We start from the raw sequence: 14,829 nt of genomic DNA, 5'->3' as shown, positions 1-14,829 counted from the left end.
CTGCTGGGGAGGCGGCGTGGGAGCGAAGGTCGGTCAGACGTTGACGCCCTGGCAGGCCAGGGCTTCGAGGAGTTCGGCGAGCTGGGCGCGCTCGGGGGTGTGGGGGGAGCCGAGTGCTTCGCCTGCGCGACGTTCCACGCGCCCGCAGACTCGTTCGACCACAGCGCGACCGTCCGCAGCGAGATGGACGAGAACGCGACGGCGGTCCTCCGGATCCGTGCGCCGGTAGGCCAGCTTGGCAGCAACCAACCGGTCCACCACACGGGTGGCCGTCGGGGCAGGCAGAGCGGTGTGCGAGGCGATCTCGCCCATGCTCCGACCACCGCCGCGGGCCAGCATCAGCAGCACCCGCCAGCCGTCTCGGCTGACCCCTTCCGCCGAGGTGACCGGCGACAGCGCGGCGGCGACCGCGCGGTCCAACCGGTCAAGCAACTCGACCAGACCTGTCACTCGGGGCGCCGGGATGTACACGGACCCCGGCGCCGTTCGACTTGGTGGCTCAGACACGGTTACTTACTGTACGTCCTGAGAGGGCCATGCGGGTCTCTCAGCAACCAGTTGCCGTAGACGAGCGGCTGATCCAACGCGACGGGCGGTGCTATTTGGTAAAGACGATCTTGCCAGATGTGTCGCCGTCGAGCATCGCGCGGAAGCCTTCCGCGGCCTGATCCATCGGCAGTTCGAGTCCGATCTCGGGGCTGATACCGGCGTTCGCAACGAAACTGAGCAGGTCGGACAGCTCTTCCCGGGTGCCCATGGTCGAACCGACGACGCGGAGCTGGAGGAAGAACAGACGCTGGAGATCGGCGCCCGGGTTCGGACCGCTCGTCGATCCGCTCACAACAATCACACCGCCGGGCTTGAGTGCCCGCATCGAGTGCGACCACGTGGCGTCACCGACCGTCTCGAATACGGCATCGACGCGCTCGGGCAGCCGCTCCCCCGACGGGAACGTGGCGTGCGCGCCCAGCTTCTCCGCGACCGCCCGCTTCTCCTCCGTGCGGCCGGTGACCCAGACCCGCATCCCCGCGGCGGTACCGAGCTGTACGAGCGCCGTGGAGACCCCTCCGGACGCACCCTGCACCAGCATGGTCTGGCCGGGCCGCAGTCCGGACTTCACGAACAGCATCCGGTAGGCGGTCAGCCAGGCCGTGCCCATCACCGACGCCTGCACCGGGGTGAGACCCGCGGGCTTCGGCACGGCGTTGCGCTTCGGGACCACGACGGTGTCGGCGAAAGTGCCTTGGTGCTTCTCGGTGAGCAGTGTGCGCTTCGGGTCGAGGGTCTCGTCACCGTGCAGCGACGCGTCGCCGATCACCGAGTGCAGCACGACCTCGGTGCCGTCCTCCAGGGTGCCGGCGCCGTCGCAGCCGAGGATCATCGGGAACTGTTCGGGCTTGATGCCGACGCCTCGCAGCGTCCACAGGTCGTGCATGTTCAGGCTGGCGGCGGCGACCGATACGGCCACCCAGCCGTCGGGCACCTCGGGTTCGGGGCGCTCGCCCACGGTCAGGGAGTCGAGCGGAGCGTCGGCGTTGGGCTCTGCGGCGTAGACGGCGAACATGGCAGGAAAACTAGTCGCATCGGTTGCCCGCTACCGTGTGGGCGATGAGGCGGCTCGGAACGTGACGGGGGGTGGGGACGTGATGCGCGCGGTGGCCGACTGGTGGGACGCGGTCGAGCTGTGGATCACCCAGCTCCCGTTCCCGCTGCAGGTGGTCCTGGCCATTGTGGTGGTGCTGCCCCTGTGCTGGGGCACCTCGGCAGGCGTGGACCGGCTGGTCGACCTGGCGGCCGCCCAGCTGGGGCGGGACCGTCCGAACGGTTCCTAGGAACCCACGATCACTGCTTGCGGCGAGCACGGACGACTGTCGAGTGAAAGCCGTCGTCCTGCAACGACACCGCGGTGAGTCCGGTGGTTGCCGACCGCACCAGCCGGGTGAGGACGTGACCCGGGTGGGTCTCGATGGCGAACGAGGCACCGAGCTCGGGCATCAGCCGGGCGGCGTCGTACCACTGCACGGGATGGGCCACCGCCCGCGCGAGATCGTCGAAGATCGCCTCGGCGGTGTCCACCGCCCGGCCCCGCGTGTTGGTGAGGTAGCGCGCCGTCGGGATGCGCCGGGGGAGTCCGGCAAGGTGCGCCACGAGCCGCTGCGCGGTGCCCGCCTGCAGGGGACAGTGCGAGGCGACCGCGACGTCGAGCCGCTGGTAATCGGCGGCGCCGGCCGCCCTGGCGGCGTGGCCCGCAATCTGCAATGCGGCCGTGGTGCCGCTGAGAACGGTCTGCGTGGCGCTGTTGACGTTGGCCAACCACACGTCGTCGGTCGGCAGGTCCTCCACCAGCACCTTCGCGGCACGGATGGGCAAGCCGGTCAGGGCGGCCATTCCCCAGCCGCCCTGTGAGCAAGCATCCTTCATCGATCGCCCGCGGAGCTCGACGGCGGTCATGGCGTCTGCGAGGTCGAGCACTCCCGCGGTCACGGCGGCGGCGAACGCTCCAACGGAATGGCCGGCGACGAACTGCGGCTTCAGCCCCCCGTCCTCGATGAGGGCACGGGCACATGCGACCCCGGCGATCAGCAGGGCGAGCTGGACATTGGTGGTGTCGGCCAGGGCCGGGGCGCTGTCGACGTCCGCAGGCATTCCGAGACGCTCGAGACAGGACCGGGACTCAGCCAGGACGGCTGCGACGGCGGGACTGCCGGGAAGGGCATCCAGCATGTTCGGCTGCTGGGAACCCTGGCCGGGGAACAGGAAGGCCAGGCTCATCGCACGGCAAGTGCGTGTGGCAGCAGCTGGGGGCCCAGCGGCGTCTTCACCAGGACGTCGCGGCCGGCGGAGAGGAGCTCGTCCAGTGCGATCGCGCCCGTGCGGATCTCGACCTGGCAGTCGACGCGGACTTCCGACCGGTCGAGGTGACGGCGCACCGCCGCGAGCCGGTTCAGCACGGCCGAGGTGAGCTGCGGGGCCCGGACCAGAAGATCGAGATCGCTGTCCGGCGACGCGGTGGGCGACCCGGTCGCGAGCTCGAAGCCGACGCTTCCGGTCGGTCCCCACGCCATCCCCGACTCGTCGAGCAGCGTCCGGACCGCTCTGAACGCCCGGATCGCTGCCACCTCGGCGCCGGATGCGGAGGGCACGTCGACGAGGTCTTCCGGAGCCACGCGCCGGACGACGTCGGGCGGGGTGACGCTCCAGGCATGGCGATGAGATCTGCCGCTTCCGCGGACACCGACCGCGATGAGCCCATCGGGGACCGCGGCGCGCCGGACGACCACCCACGGGGTGGTCCGCAGCGCGGACCGCACCCATGACGGGGCGCCGGCGGGCAGTGCATCCGCTGCCGCGCCGGACAGCCTGAGCAGATCGTGTGGTTGCGGCGGTGTCACGGCCGTGGTTCTGGGTTCCATTGCCGGGCAAGCAGGTCACGGACCGCGCGCGAGGCGTGCCGGGTGGTGACGGCAGCCTCGGAGTCGAGCCGGTTGGACAGGTCGAGCGGGCCGTGCTGCGCGCGCTCGATGGCGTCGGTGATCGCCGCTCCGACCTTCCGGACGTCGCCCGGAGTCGGCGCGTCGGCGTCGTCGACGGCGAGTAGGCCGTCGCAGAGTCCGAGCTCGGCCCAGTCCCGGACGTCGTAGCTCATCGGCACGATGGTCTTCGCGAGCTCGTCGAGCTGTTGCACGCTGCGCAGCGTGATTCGCGCGGCGGCGGCCTTGTGCATGGCGTGGATCTCGACGTGAGGGTCATCGAGAGCCAGGATCTGGTTGGCCTGCAGGCCATGGGTGAGGAATCCGCCGGACAGTGCCGTTCCGACGACGACGGCGACGATCGGGTGCCCCGCGGTGCGGGCCGCGTGATACGCATCGGTGGTAGCTGCCATGGCCTGGTGCAGGCCCGCCATCTCCTCGTTGCGGCCGTAGGCCTGGCTGGGGAGGTCGACGACGGCGATGATCGCCCGTTTCCGTTCGGCGTCCCGGTCGGCTTCGATCAGGTCACGCACGGACTGGGCCAGTGCCAGCGACTCCGTGAGCCCGACCTGCCCCTCGCGGGCGCGATAGAACCGGTTCTGCGGATCGGGAACCACGGCGAGATAGCGGGCGTCGTGCGTCGTCGCCGACAGGACCGACGGGATGATCGCTTCGGGGGTGACGCCACCACTGAGGGCGCCCAGCCAGGCCCGGCCGCGCGTCTCGGGATGGGTGTGCCGCGCGGGTGAGCCGTCCGGCGGTGCCGGCGTGGGGACCGGCTCGTACGCAGAGCCCCAGAGCCGGCGAAGGTCTGCGGGGGTCGGCTGTTCGGCGGGGTCGAGCGTCGCCAAGCGTGACGCGAGGACGTCGAGGCGTTGGCTGCGGTATCGGCCGGGCTCGGCGACGCCGGCAGCGACGGCCGACACCAGGCTGGCTCGCAACAGATCCGCGTCATCCGGAACGAGGTCGTCGGCGAGTGCGGTCGCCACTCGCTGCTCTCCGCCGGTGACCGCCCAGACCAGCTTGTGGTCGCTCGAGTCGAACTCGTCGACGCCGCCCTCCTGTTCGATGACGGCCGGCCCGTTGAGCCCGATCCGCGCCTGCGGGGTGACGATCAACCGGGTGCACAGCCCCGCCGCGATGCTCATCCCGCCGAATGAACCGACGGTGCCCGCGACGACACCGATGACCGGTGCGAGAGGACGTAGATCGAGCACGGCCGAACAGATCTCGGCGACCGCATTGAGACCGAGGTTGGCCTCCTGCAGCCGGACGCCGCCGGTCTCGAAGAGGATCACCGCGGCGGTCGGCGTCCCGGCCCGCGAATCCGCGGCTGCCAGCAGCAGCGCCTGGGAGATCTTCGCGCCCGACACCTCGCCGGTCCCGCCGCCCTGGAAACCCTGTTCGATCGCGGCTGTCACCGCTGGGTGCCCGTCGACGGTGCCGCGGGCGATGACGGTGCCGTCATCGGCCTGCGGCGTGACGTCCTGGGGCATCAGCCACGGGGACTCCAGCCGGTCGAACGGCCCGGCGAGGACCCGCACGGAACCAGGGTCGAGGAGCGCAGTGGCACGGCCGAGTGCGTCGAGCTCGATGAAGCTGCGGCGTTGCAGTAAGTCGAGCCAGGTCTGTTCGCCCAACAGGGCGGCGTTCTCGGTGTCGGTCACGAATCCGCTCCGTTCGTGGTGGCCGACTCGGCGGCTTGGCGCAGGCGCAGATTGACCACGCCCGGCGTGGCGCCGAAGTCGTTGAGCTCCCATCGACCCGCCAGCGTGGCCCGTGCGAAGAACCGCTCGAGGACGTCGTGCCATATCGTGTCGAACCCGTTGACACTGGTGCGGACCCGCACGGTGGCGCGGTCCGGCGGCTCGCCCGATTCAGGTGGTGCAAGCAGGATCTCGAGATCACCCGAGGCGACGACGCCGATGTGGACCGCGCGTCGTGCCACCTGCGTGGCGGGAAACTCGTAGTTCAGGGTCTGCACGGCGGGGATGTCCTTTCGTCCAGGGCGTCGAGAAACAGCGTGACCGACAGCAGGTCTCCGCTGCCGCCCGGAGACAGCCGGCGGTCCAGGCACATCCGGTCCAGCGCCGTGAAGTGCTCTCGACCCAGTGGGGTACGGCACCCGCCCGCCGCACGGACGGCCAGGGCGCCGGCCTGAACGGCACTCAATGCTGCGGGTCCGCCGCGGTGCAGCACACAGGTGTCGTCGAGATGGGCGACCAGGGACAGCAGCGCGTCCAACCGGGCGGACGCTTCGTCGAGGCCTGCCCGGCGGGCCGCGTGGAGCGCAGGAAATGCGTGCCGCCGAACGTGGGGAAACCCCGCCTGCGCCTCGCCTGCCGCACCGGACGTGCCGTAACGCCTGCGGACCCGTGCACCGTGCGACATCGTCGCCGTCAGGTCGCATTCCAGGGCGGGGTCGGGAATCTGGGCCAGCAGGGCGGCGACGTCGATCGCACCTGCCATGTCGCCGCGCACCGCCGCTCCGGCGCTCAGCAGGCCCAGCGCCCACAGGGCGCCGCGGTGGGTGTTGACCCCGCCGGTGGCATCGAGCATGGTCTCTTCACCGTTGCGGCCGATCAGGCCGAGACGCACGCGTAGGTCGATCGCCGAGTCCGAGTCCCCCGCTGCCGATGCGCATTCGGTGAACGCGCCGCGCAACGACTCGGCCGAGTCGTGCAACATGCTCAGGTCCATGTCGGCATGGGCGCCGGTGCCCCGGCGGTCGACCAGTCCCGGTTTCGGGGTCAGGTCGGCCTCGGCGCGCAGCGCCGTCACGGCCAGATCGGCGATGGCGTCCGCGGCGAGAGCCGTTGTCGTCTCCAGCCTTGCGGCAGTCACCGGATCACCAGTCCCTGAACTGGGACGGAGGTTCGTAGAGCCCACCGGACCAGGCGACCAGGTCCTCGATGCTGCGCGCGGCGAGCAGCGAGCGGTTGGCCAGCCGGGTCTCGACCTCGAGATCTTCGGGGAAGGCGACGAGACCGTCGCGGCGCAGCGCCTCCGTGCGCCGCGCGTCGGCACGACGTCCGACCGGGGTGACGCCGGCGATCGCGGCCAGCGCGTCCCGCCGGTCGGCCAGGGAATGCGCTTTGTACAGGTACGCGACGCCTTCCTCGGTGACCACGTGGGAGACGTCGTCGCCGTAGATCATCACCGGCGGCAGCGGCATGCCGGCCTGCTTGCCGACGTCGACCGCGTCGAGCGTTTCCACGAAGGTGGGTACTCCTCCGGCCCGGAAGGTCGGGGCCAGCGCAACCACCAGTTTGCGACCCCGTCTGCTTGCGCCCTCCCCGCGGGCGAGTTCCAGCCAGGCAGGCGTGGAGTGCCGACGGCCGTGTGGATCGTGACCCATGTTCGGAGCGCCGCCGAAGCCGGACAGCCGCCCGTCCGTGACGGTCGAGGAGTTCGCGTCCCCGTCGATCTGCAGCGACGATCCGATGAACATGTCGACGGCGTACTGGCCCGCCAGTTGACCGAGCACCCGGTTCGAGCGCAACGAGCCGTCGGCGCCGTTGAAGAACACGTCCGGGCGCGCGGCGGCGTACCGGTTCATGCCGGACTCCCCACCGAAGCTGTAGATCGACTCGACCCACCCGGACTCGATCGCGGGGATCATGGTGGGGTGCGGGTTCAGCACCCAGTGCTTCGCGATCCGGCCCCTGAGGCCGAGTTGTTCGCCATACGTCGGTAGCAGCAGTTCGATCGCGGCCGTGTCGAAACCGATGCCGTGATTGAGCGAGACCACCTCGTGACGCTCGTAGACGCCCCGGATGGCGATCATGGCCTTGAGGATCTCGACGTCACCGATGTGCCGAGGGTCGCGGGTGAACAGCGGCTCGAGGAAGAACGGACGGTCCGCGGCGACGACGTAGTCGACCCAACTGCCCGGGATGTCCACCCGCGGAAGCTCTTCGGAGCCGACGATCTCGTTCGCCTGGACGATCACCACGCCGTCGTGGAATGCCCCGGCCTCGGCGATCGTCGGGGTGTCCTCGGTGTTCGCGCCGGTGTACAGGTTGCCGTCGCGGTCGGCCTTGTCGGCACACAGCAGCACGACGTCCGGGGGCAGGTCGACGAACATCCTGGCGTACAGCTCGACATAGGTGTGGATGGCGCCGATCTGCACGGTGCCGTCGTCGACCAGCTGCGCGATCCGGACGCTCTGGGGACCCGCATAGGCCAGGTCCAGCTTGGTGGCGATGCCGCGTTCGAACAGGTCGAGGTGTTCGGAGCGGGACACCGACGAGATGAGCATGTGCAGCTTGTTGATCCGCTCGGGATCGCAGTCCGCAAGCGTGCGCGACAGGTAGTCGGCCTGCTTCTGGTTGTCTCCCTCGAGAGCCACCCGGTCGCCAGGTCGGACGACGTTCTGCAGCAGATCCTTCAGCCGGCCCCGTTCGACCACCTTGCCGTCGCAGTGCGCGGCGCCGGTTCGCAGGCGTTCGGCCTTGGCGGTGCGGCGCGTGTCCCACCGCTTCTGCGGTCTGGATGATGTCGTCGCCATGGCGATCGCGTCAGCGCACCGAGTCGATGGCCTGCTGGATGACAGCGGTCACTGCGTCGGGGTGGGAGATCAGGGTCAGATGCGACCCGCCGTCGAAGAGGGTGACGTGTGAGTGGGCCCGCTGGGCCATGGCCTTCTCGGAGGTGGGCGTGATGATCTGGTCGCCGCTGCTGATGAAGTACCACGACGGGATCGTCTTCCATGCCGCGTACTTCGAGGGCGTGTCGAAGGCACTCGTCGACGCGGCGCGCTGGGTCGCCCACAACTGCGTGGCCAGGTCCGGCGGGAGGTCGCTGCCGAAGTTGTGCACGAAGATGTCCTGCTTGAGGTAGAGGTCGACGGCGCCTGCCGGTGCGCCCGGGTACGGGACCTTGTCGAAGAGCTTTCCATCGGGATTCGTCTTGAGAACCGAATCCGCGCCGCTCAGCGAGCCGTTGGTCTCGCCGACGTCCGGAGCGGCGGCGTCGATGTAGACCAGCGCCTTGATGTTCGGGTTGTCCACTGCGGCGTTGGTGATCACCGCTCCACCATAGGAATGGCCGGCCAGCACGATCGGCCCGCTCAGCGTCGAGAGAAAGCTCTTGACGTACTCGGCGTCGGTGGTGAGGTTCTCCAGGGGGTTGGCGATGGCCCGGACGTCGTAGCCCTGCTTGCGCAGTGCGGAGACTTCCCCGTCCCAGCTCGACGCGTCGGCCCACGCCCCGTGCACCAGCACGACGGTGGGCTTCACGCCGGTGGACGGTGACGCCGCAGGCGCGGTGGCCGCCATCGATGAACTGGACTCCTGTGCCGTCGGCGCGGCCGCCGGTGCCTGGGAGCCGGCGCACGCGCCGAGTAGCGCGAACCCGGCGAAGAAGATGGCGGCAAAGGCGGTGGCGCGGCTCGTGCGACGGGAGAATTGGGACATTTTCGACGTCCGATCTGGTTCGTTACCCGAGGAACCTGCGGTCGTGAATTACCTTCACGGGTAAAACCGGACGCGTCATCGGCGCTGGTGGGTAAATGCTCTACCAGCTGGCTGCCATGCGCCCACCTGACGTCCACGGGGCCGGCGCGGTTGAGTCGAAGATCGTCGATGTGAGTGTCTGATGTGGCGACGAGATTTGTTGGAGTAGGCACTCGGCGAGGCGCAGTAATCGATGCCCACAACTGGCGGTGCTGGGCCCCTGCGTGACGGGGGGCCCAGCACATCGCCTGTATGTGAGCCGGGCCGCGCGGCCGGCAGCGTCTCAGCAGGCAGGCACGTTCGTGTAGTAGCCGGCGCTGGTCTCCCGGAGGCTGGTGGTCACGAAGGTGTTCCACAGCCCGAGGTCGGTGCCGGAGCCCACGGCGTAGGCCCGGCCGCCGGACTGGGTGGCCCGGCCGGCCTGGGTGTGGGCGTAGTTGGACGCGGTCCAGCACCCGAGCGACGGCCCGGTCGTGGGGGGCGTGCTGGTCGGGGGCGTGGTCGGCGTGGTCGTCGTCGGGGGAGTACCGCCGGAGCCGCCGTCCAACCCCCAGGCCACCGCGTCGTACCAGCTGGAGCACAGGGTGTCGGCGAAGTAGGCGCCGGCCTGCCCGCACTGCTGCGCTCCGGTGCCGGGGTCGTTGGGGGTGGCGTGACCCATGCCGGCGATCGTGTAGGTGGTCACCCGGGCCACGCCGTCGGACGACGCGTAGACCGCGCGCGTGGTGCCACCGGGGAGCGACGACGTCGCGGTCGGGGTCTGGGCCACTCCGTGCACCGCCGTCCACTGGTCCCGGCTGCCGGTCGCGTTGCCGGGACGCACGGTGAAGTCGGCGTCGCCGTGCCAGATCGACACCTCGGGCCAGTCCGTCGTCCCGCTGGGTGCCTTGGCCCGCACCGCGGACGCCCACTGGGCCGGCGTGCGGGTGGGCGGGGTGTTCATGCAGCTGAAGGCAGTGACGGTGTCGGTGGCGCAGCCCACCGGGATACCGGCGATGATCGCCCCCGCGGTGAAGACGTCGGGGTAGGCGGCGAGCATCGCCGCGCTCATCGCGCCGCCCGCGGACAGCCCGGAGACGTAGGCCCGTCCGGCGCCCCAGGTCGAGCGGGTGTAGGCCACCATCGCGGCGATCGACGCCGCCTCGCCCTGGCCGCGGGTGACGTCACCGGCCTGGAACCAGTTGAAGCACGAGGTCTGGTTGTTCGCGGTCGGCTGCTGCGGGAAGACGACGGTGAAGCCCCAGCGGTCGGCGAGCTCGGTCCAGCCCGAGCCTGCGGCGTAGCCGGCCGCGTTCTGGGTGCAGCCGTGCAGTGCCACGACGACCGGTCGGCCGGAGGTGGCGCCTGCGGGCCGGTAGGCGTACATCGCCAGCGCTCCGGGGTTGCTGCCGAAGTTGCTCACCTGGGTCAGCGTCGCGGCCTGCGCCGGCGGTGCGCCGACCACGCCGAGCCCGCCCAGGATCGCGGTGATCGTCACCACGATCGCGATCAGTAATCCGGTCCGCCGCATGTCAGCCTCCCTGTCCGGGCACCGTTACCCGGTCGTGACGATGGTGCGGACCGGCGTCACAGGAAGGGAGGTGGTGTGCACCCACAGTCACAACGATCACGCTGGTGTCCTCCCACACCTGCGGGGGACGGACGGGGCCTGGGTCAGGCGGCGTTCGCCGCGGTCGCGGCGATCACCGGGAGCACGTCCGAGCAGCCGCCGTCCACCAGCGCCTCGGCGAACTCGTCACCCCGGGTGCGGCCGCGGTTGACGATCACAACGGGCACGCCGATCTTGTGCGCGTGCCGGACGAAGCGCAGCCCGGACATCACCGTGAGCGAGCTGCCCGCGACGAGCAGCGCGCCCGCGGCGTCGACCATGGCGTAGGCCCGGGCCACCCGCTCCCGCGGGACGTTCTCGCCGAAGAAGACCACGTCCGGCTTGAGGACGCCGCCGCACCCGTCGCACGTGGCGAGCCGGAAGCCGTCGGTGGCCTCGAGCGCCGCGTCACCGTCGGGGGCGGCCTCGACGGCTGCTCCGGCCGCCTCGACGAAGCCGGGGTTCAGCGCCGCGAGCCGGCCCTGGAGCTCGTCGCGGGGAGTGCGCGCGCCACACCCGAGACAGACCACGTCGGCGATCCGGCCGTGCAGGTCGATCACCGCACGGCTCCCGGCGGCGTGGTGCAGCCCGTCCACGTTCTGCGTGACGAGGCCGTGCAGGGCGCCCACGCGTTCCAGCTCGGCGATCGCCCGGTGCCCGGCGTTGGGCTCGGCGTGCGCCATCCGGGCCCAGCCGACGTGGCTGCGGGCCCAGTAGCGGCGCTGCGCAGGCTCGCCCGAGACGAACTCCTGGTAGGTCATCGGGGTGCGGCGCGGGGAGCCGGGGCCGCGGTAGTCGGGGATGCCGGAGTCGGTGGAGAGCCCGGCGCCGGTCAGCGCCACGAGCGGCCTGCGGGCGAGCACGCCGAGCGCGCGGTCGAGCGCCTCGTCCTCCAGAACGTCCACGTGACCAGGCTAACCACGAGGCGGAACGGGCCGCGGTGTCGCGTTCGTGCAATACGGACGCCCGCCCGCCCGGCAGATTCACCGGCATGGACAACGCAGACCACCTGAGCAGGAGCATCGACCTCGCCGTCGCCGTGATCCGGGGCGCCGACCCGGCCCGGTACGACGACCCCTCCCCGTGCTCCGACTTCGCCGTCCGGGACGTGGTCAACCACCTCGCCTTCGGATTCCTGCTCGCCCACCGCTCGGGCGCCCGGCAGGCCTGGGACCCGTCCTGGACGGGCGCCGACCGCACCCCGTTCCTGCGCGGGCTTCCCGACAGCGGGTGGGCGCAGGCGTGCGAGGAGCAGGCTGCGGCCGCGGCACAGGCGTGGGCCACCCCGGCGGCCTGGGAGGGCGAGTCGCAGATGGGCGGCTCGCCGATGCCCGCCGCGGTGATCGGCTCGATCATGACGGCGGAGTTCGCCGTGCACGCCTGGGACCTGGCCGTCGCGACCGGGCAGCCGCTCCAGGTGCCGCCCGCCCTTGCCCAGGTGGTGCTGGAGGGCGTGGAGTCGATCGCGCAGATGGGACGGGACGGGGGCTGGTTCGGCGCCGCGGTGGACGTGCCGGCCGGCGCTCCGGCGTTCGAGCGCGCGCTCGCCGCGTCGGGCCGCGACCCGCGCTGGACCCCGCCGAGCGCCTGAGAGGCGCTACTGCGCCCAGGACGGTGCGCGCTTCTCCGCGAAGGCCTGCATACCCTCCTGGCCCTCCTTGCCGGCGAAGTGGCGCGCCGAGAGCTCCTGCATCTCGGCGAACTGCTCGCTGATCGCGGCCGGCCGCTCGCTGCGGAGCATCGCCTTGGTGGCGGCCAGTGCGCCCGGCGCGCCCATCCGCAACGCCTCGGTGTAGCGGTGCACCTCCGTGTCGAGGTCGAAGCCGGGCACGGCGCTGTTCACCAGCCCGATCCGCTCGGCACGGATGGCGTCGAACGTCTCGCCGGTGAGGAACAGCTCGTGCGCCGCCCGCGGCAGCAGGCGCGGCAGCACGGTGACGGAGATGACCGCCGGGACGACGCCGATCCGGACCTCGCTGAACGCGAACGTGGCCGTCTCGGCGGCCACGGCGATGTCGCAGGCCGCCACCAGCCCGACCCCGCCTGCCCGGGCCGGCCCCGCCACCCGCGCGATGACGGGGGTGGGGGAGGCCCAGATCTTCTCCAGGATGGCGGGGAACTCACCGACACCCTGGTCCTGCGCCCCGGCGCCGCGCGACTCCTTGAGGTCCATCCCCGAGCAGAAGACACGTCCGGTGTGGCTGAGCACGATCACCCGCACGCCGTCGTCCTCGATCGCGGCGGTGAGGTGACCCAGTAGCTCCCCGCGCAGCTGCGCCGACAGCGCGTTGCGGTTGGCGGGGGAGTCCAGGGTGATCGTTGCGACGCCCGCCGCGACGTCGAGGTGCACCAGCTCGTCGGTCATGCGGGGACCGTATCCGGCTCACCCGCCGACTCGCCGTACGCGCGGGCCTGGAGCGTGAACAGCTCGTGGTAGGTGCCGCGCAGCGCCATCAGCTCCTCGTGGCGGCCGTGCTCGATCAGCCTGCCCCGCTCCAGCACGAGGATCCGGTCGGCGTGGCGGACGTTGGCCAGCCGGTGCGTGACGAGCACCGTGATGCGCTGGGCCCCGCCCCCGGTGCGCCCATGGAGGGTGGCGAAGACGGCGTGCTCGGCCCGCGCGTCGAGGGCGGCCGTCGGCTCGTCCGCCACCACCACCGGTGCGTCGCGGTACAACCCCCTGGCCACCGACAACCGCTGCCACTGCCCGCCCGACAGGTCGCGTCCGGTCTGGAACAACCTGGAGAGCACCGTGGCCCAGCCCTGGGGGAGGTCGGCGACCACGGTGTCGGCGCCCGAGAGCCGGGCGGCGGCGTCCAGCCGTACGGAGTCCGGGTCGGCCCGCTCCAGCCGTCCGATGCGCACGTTGTTCTCGGCCGTCATCGGCCAGTGCACCGGGTCCTGCATCACGACCGCCACCCGGGCGTGCAGCGCACCGGCGTCGACAGCGGCCGTGTCGACGCCGTCCCAGGTGACGCTGCCCGCGGTGGGCAGGTACAGCCCGGTGATCAGCTTCGCCAGGGTGGACTTGCCGGAGCCGTTCTCGCCCACCAGCGCCACGACCTCGCCGCGGTACACCGTGACGTCGATGTCGAGGAGGGCGTCCTCGTCCTGCCCCGGGTAGCGGAACGAGGCCCCGGCCAGCGTGATCACCTCGGGGTCGCCGCGCAGCTCGGCGACCGGCGGGACCCGGCGGCGGGTGGCGGCGTCGGCGAGCGCGCTGCGGTAGAGGTCGAGGAAGAAGGTTGCCTCGTAGATGCGGTTGGTCTGGTAGATCGTGGTGGTGACCGACCGCGCCGCGGTGCGCATGGCCAGCGCCGCCGCGCCGGCCAGCGCCAGGTCCAGCATCCCGAGATAGATCAGCAGTGCGAGCACGACGTAGGCCAGCGCGGTGCCGATGCCCGACAGCGTCCGGCCGACGAGCTGCACCACGGTCTGGTCGCGCTCGAGGCGGACGCCGTCACGCGTGATCTCGTCCGAGATGCGCCGGTGCTCACGCAGCAGCACCTCCTGGGTGGTGAACGCGCGCACCTCGGCGGCCTCGTCCCGCCCGGTGATCAGACCGCTGGTCACCCCGAGGCGCCTGCGCCGCGAGTTCAGGCGCACGAAGGAGTCGAACATGAGCCGCGCCGACCGGATCGACGCCCATCCCTGCGGCAGCACGGCCAGCAGCACCACGGGCGCCAGCAGCGGGTGCAGCAGCCCCGCCGTGGCGACGGCCGCCGTGACCGACACCAGAGAGGCGAGGAGGTTGCCGGTGTCCCGGACGACCGACCGCACCCGGTCCGGGCCGTGGGTCGTGGCCCGCTCGACGAGCTCGGCGAAGTCCGGATCGTCGAAGGCCACCAGCTCGACCTCGATCACGGCGGCGTGCAGCAGGTCCTGAGCCCGCTGCTCCACGCGTGGCACGAGCGCGCCCGTCAGCGCGGCGACGGCGGCGTCCAGCAGGCCACGGCCCGCGGACGCCGCCACCACGACGGCGAGTGCGGGCAGCGCGGCCACCACGCGGTCCGGGGTGGGACCCTGCTCCAGAAGCCGGGTGAACACGTCGGCCGTGGCGAGCAGCCCGAACGCCGTGACCATGCCCGCGAGCAACTGCAGAACGCCGGTGGCGAACGTGAGCTGCGGCGATGTCTGCCATGCCCAGCGTGCGGCCAGCAGCGCCGTGCGCGGTGCGGTGCGGGCCACCGCCAGCAGGCCGGCGTTCGCCGCCGACTCGTAGCCCCGCGCCCACGCGGGTGTGCCGATGTCGTCGACCCCGATCAACGGGGCAGGCCCCGGCTTCTCACCCACGCGGTCCCCCCGTCACACCCCG

Annotated in this window: 16 protein-coding genes; 3 read left to right on the top strand and 13 right to left on the bottom strand. The window is 71.4% G+C overall.

Going from position 1 to position 14,829, the window contains the following annotated elements:
* Positions 1-33: 33 nt before the first annotated feature.
* Positions 34-432 (bottom strand): MarR family winged helix-turn-helix transcriptional regulator, encoded by a 399-nt coding sequence (locus HF577_RS25000; RefSeq protein WP_169398389.1) that lies wholly within the window; start codon positions 430-432, stop codon positions 34-36.
* 166 nt (positions 433-598) lie between these two features.
* On the bottom strand, positions 599-1,564 hold the full coding sequence (locus HF577_RS24995) for a zinc-binding dehydrogenase (protein WP_169398388.1): 966 nt from the start codon (positions 1,562-1,564) through the stop codon (positions 599-601).
* A gap of 61 nt (positions 1,565-1,625) precedes the next feature.
* On the opposite strand from HF577_RS24995, the gene HF577_RS24990 reads away from it, so the two are divergent.
* Positions 1,626-1,832, top strand: coding sequence for a hypothetical protein (locus HF577_RS24990; protein ID WP_312859366.1), 207 nt, complete (start codon positions 1,626-1,628; stop codon positions 1,830-1,832).
* Positions 1,833-1,842: 10 nt separating this feature from the next.
* On the opposite strand, the gene HF577_RS24985 is transcribed toward HF577_RS24990, so the two are convergent.
* From HF577_RS24985 to HF577_RS24955, 7 genes are read right to left on the bottom strand one after another with little or no spacing between them, the layout of a single operon-like run.
* Positions 1,843-2,772: an ACP S-malonyltransferase gene (locus HF577_RS24985; RefSeq protein WP_169398386.1), complete on the bottom strand. Its 930-nt coding sequence runs from the start codon at positions 2,770-2,772 to the stop codon at positions 1,843-1,845.
* Positions 2,769-3,413 (bottom strand): malonate decarboxylase holo-ACP synthase, encoded by a 645-nt coding sequence (locus tag HF577_RS24980; RefSeq protein WP_246267181.1) that lies wholly within the window; start codon positions 3,411-3,413, stop codon positions 2,769-2,771. Before HF577_RS24980 ends, HF577_RS24985 begins: the two co-directional genes overlap by 4 nt.
* Positions 3,389-5,137, bottom strand: coding sequence for a biotin-independent malonate decarboxylase subunit beta (gene mdcD / locus HF577_RS24975; protein ID WP_211174794.1), 1,749 nt, complete (start codon positions 5,135-5,137; stop codon positions 3,389-3,391). Before mdcD ends, HF577_RS24980 begins: the two co-directional genes overlap by 25 nt.
* Positions 5,134-5,454, bottom strand: a complete 321-nt coding sequence (gene mdcC, locus HF577_RS24970) for a malonate decarboxylase acyl carrier protein (RefSeq protein ID WP_169398383.1) — start codon at positions 5,452-5,454, stop codon at positions 5,134-5,136. Before mdcC ends, mdcD begins: the two co-directional genes overlap by 4 nt.
* Positions 5,442-6,314: a triphosphoribosyl-dephospho-CoA synthase gene (locus tag HF577_RS24965; RefSeq protein WP_211174793.1), complete on the bottom strand. Its 873-nt coding sequence runs from the start codon at positions 6,312-6,314 to the stop codon at positions 5,442-5,444. The genes mdcC and HF577_RS24965 overlap by 13 nt, the downstream gene beginning before the upstream one ends.
* Before the next feature lie 4 nt (positions 6,315-6,318).
* Complete coding sequence (gene mdcA / locus HF577_RS24960; RefSeq protein ID WP_169398381.1) at positions 6,319-7,980, bottom strand: malonate decarboxylase subunit alpha; 1,662 nt, start codon at positions 7,978-7,980, stop codon at positions 6,319-6,321.
* Between the two features lie 10 nt (positions 7,981-7,990).
* Positions 7,991-8,710 (bottom strand): alpha/beta fold hydrolase, encoded by a 720-nt coding sequence (locus tag HF577_RS24955; RefSeq protein ID WP_211174792.1) that lies wholly within the window; start codon positions 8,708-8,710, stop codon positions 7,991-7,993.
* On the opposite strand from HF577_RS24955, the gene HF577_RS24950 reads away from it, so the two are divergent.
* On the top strand, positions 8,700-8,951 hold the full coding sequence (locus HF577_RS24950) for a hypothetical protein (protein ID WP_169398363.1): 252 nt from the start codon (positions 8,700-8,702) through the stop codon (positions 8,949-8,951). The two genes, HF577_RS24955 and HF577_RS24950, sit on opposite strands and share 11 nt — an antisense overlap.
* 258 nt (positions 8,952-9,209) lie before the next feature.
* Here HF577_RS24950 and HF577_RS24945 read toward each other — a convergent pair whose 3' ends face one another.
* Positions 9,210-10,436, bottom strand: coding sequence for an extracellular catalytic domain type 1 short-chain-length polyhydroxyalkanoate depolymerase (locus tag HF577_RS24945; RefSeq protein WP_169398380.1), 1,227 nt, complete (start codon positions 10,434-10,436; stop codon positions 9,210-9,212).
* A 143-nt stretch (positions 10,437-10,579) separates the two neighbouring features.
* The gene (locus HF577_RS24940) at positions 10,580-11,419 is read right to left on the bottom strand and encodes an NAD-dependent protein deacetylase (protein WP_169398379.1); all 840 of its coding nucleotides are present in this window, start codon (positions 11,417-11,419) and stop codon (positions 10,580-10,582) included.
* Positions 11,420-11,505: 86 nt separating this feature from the next.
* Between HF577_RS24940 and HF577_RS24935 the strand changes: the two genes are divergently transcribed.
* Positions 11,506-12,105, top strand: a complete 600-nt coding sequence (locus tag HF577_RS24935; protein ID WP_169398378.1) for a TIGR03086 family metal-binding protein — start codon at positions 11,506-11,508, stop codon at positions 12,103-12,105.
* Between the two features lie 6 nt (positions 12,106-12,111).
* Here HF577_RS24935 and HF577_RS24930 read toward each other — a convergent pair whose 3' ends face one another.
* A complete protein-coding gene (locus tag HF577_RS24930) occupies positions 12,112-12,879 on the bottom strand; it encodes an enoyl-CoA hydratase-related protein (protein ID WP_169398377.1) in 768 nt (255 codons plus the stop codon).
* Positions 12,876-14,807: an ABC transporter ATP-binding protein gene (locus HF577_RS24925; protein WP_169398376.1), complete on the bottom strand. Its 1,932-nt coding sequence runs from the start codon at positions 14,805-14,807 to the stop codon at positions 12,876-12,878. The genes HF577_RS24930 and HF577_RS24925 overlap by 4 nt, the downstream gene beginning before the upstream one ends.
* Between the last annotated feature and the right edge of the window lie 22 nt (positions 14,808-14,829).

It is taken from the genome of Pseudonocardia xinjiangensis, assembly GCF_012911925.1.
In the GTDB taxonomy this organism is placed as follows: domain Bacteria; phylum Actinomycetota; class Actinomycetes; order Mycobacteriales; family Pseudonocardiaceae; genus Pseudonocardia; species Pseudonocardia xinjiangensis.
This window is presented reverse-complemented; position numbering and strand designations above follow the sequence as displayed.

Bases quoted from the DNA above. Each gene is read 5' to 3' on its own strand.
- HF577_RS24995 (WP_169398388.1), bottom strand. From the start codon at position 1,564: ATGTTCGCCGTCTACGCCGCAGAGCCCAACGCCGACGCTCCGCTCGAC.
- HF577_RS24985 (WP_169398386.1), bottom strand. From the start codon at position 2,772: ATGAGCCTGGCCTTCCTGTTCCCCGGCCAGGGTTCCCAGCAGCCGAAC.
- HF577_RS24980 (WP_246267181.1), bottom strand. From the start codon at position 3,413: ATGGAACCCAGAACCACGGCCGTGACACCGCCGCAACCACACGATCTG.
- mdcA (WP_169398381.1), bottom strand. From the start codon at position 7,980: ATGGCGACGACATCATCCAGACCGCAGAAGCGGTGGGACACGCGCCGC.
- HF577_RS24945 (WP_169398380.1), bottom strand. From the start codon at position 10,436: ATGCGGCGGACCGGATTACTGATCGCGATCGTGGTGACGATCACCGCG.
- HF577_RS24935 (WP_169398378.1), top strand. From the start codon at position 11,506: ATGGACAACGCAGACCACCTGAGCAGGAGCATCGACCTCGCCGTCGCC.
- HF577_RS24930 (WP_169398377.1), bottom strand. From the start codon at position 12,879: ATGACCGACGAGCTGGTGCACCTCGACGTCGCGGCGGGCGTCGCAACG.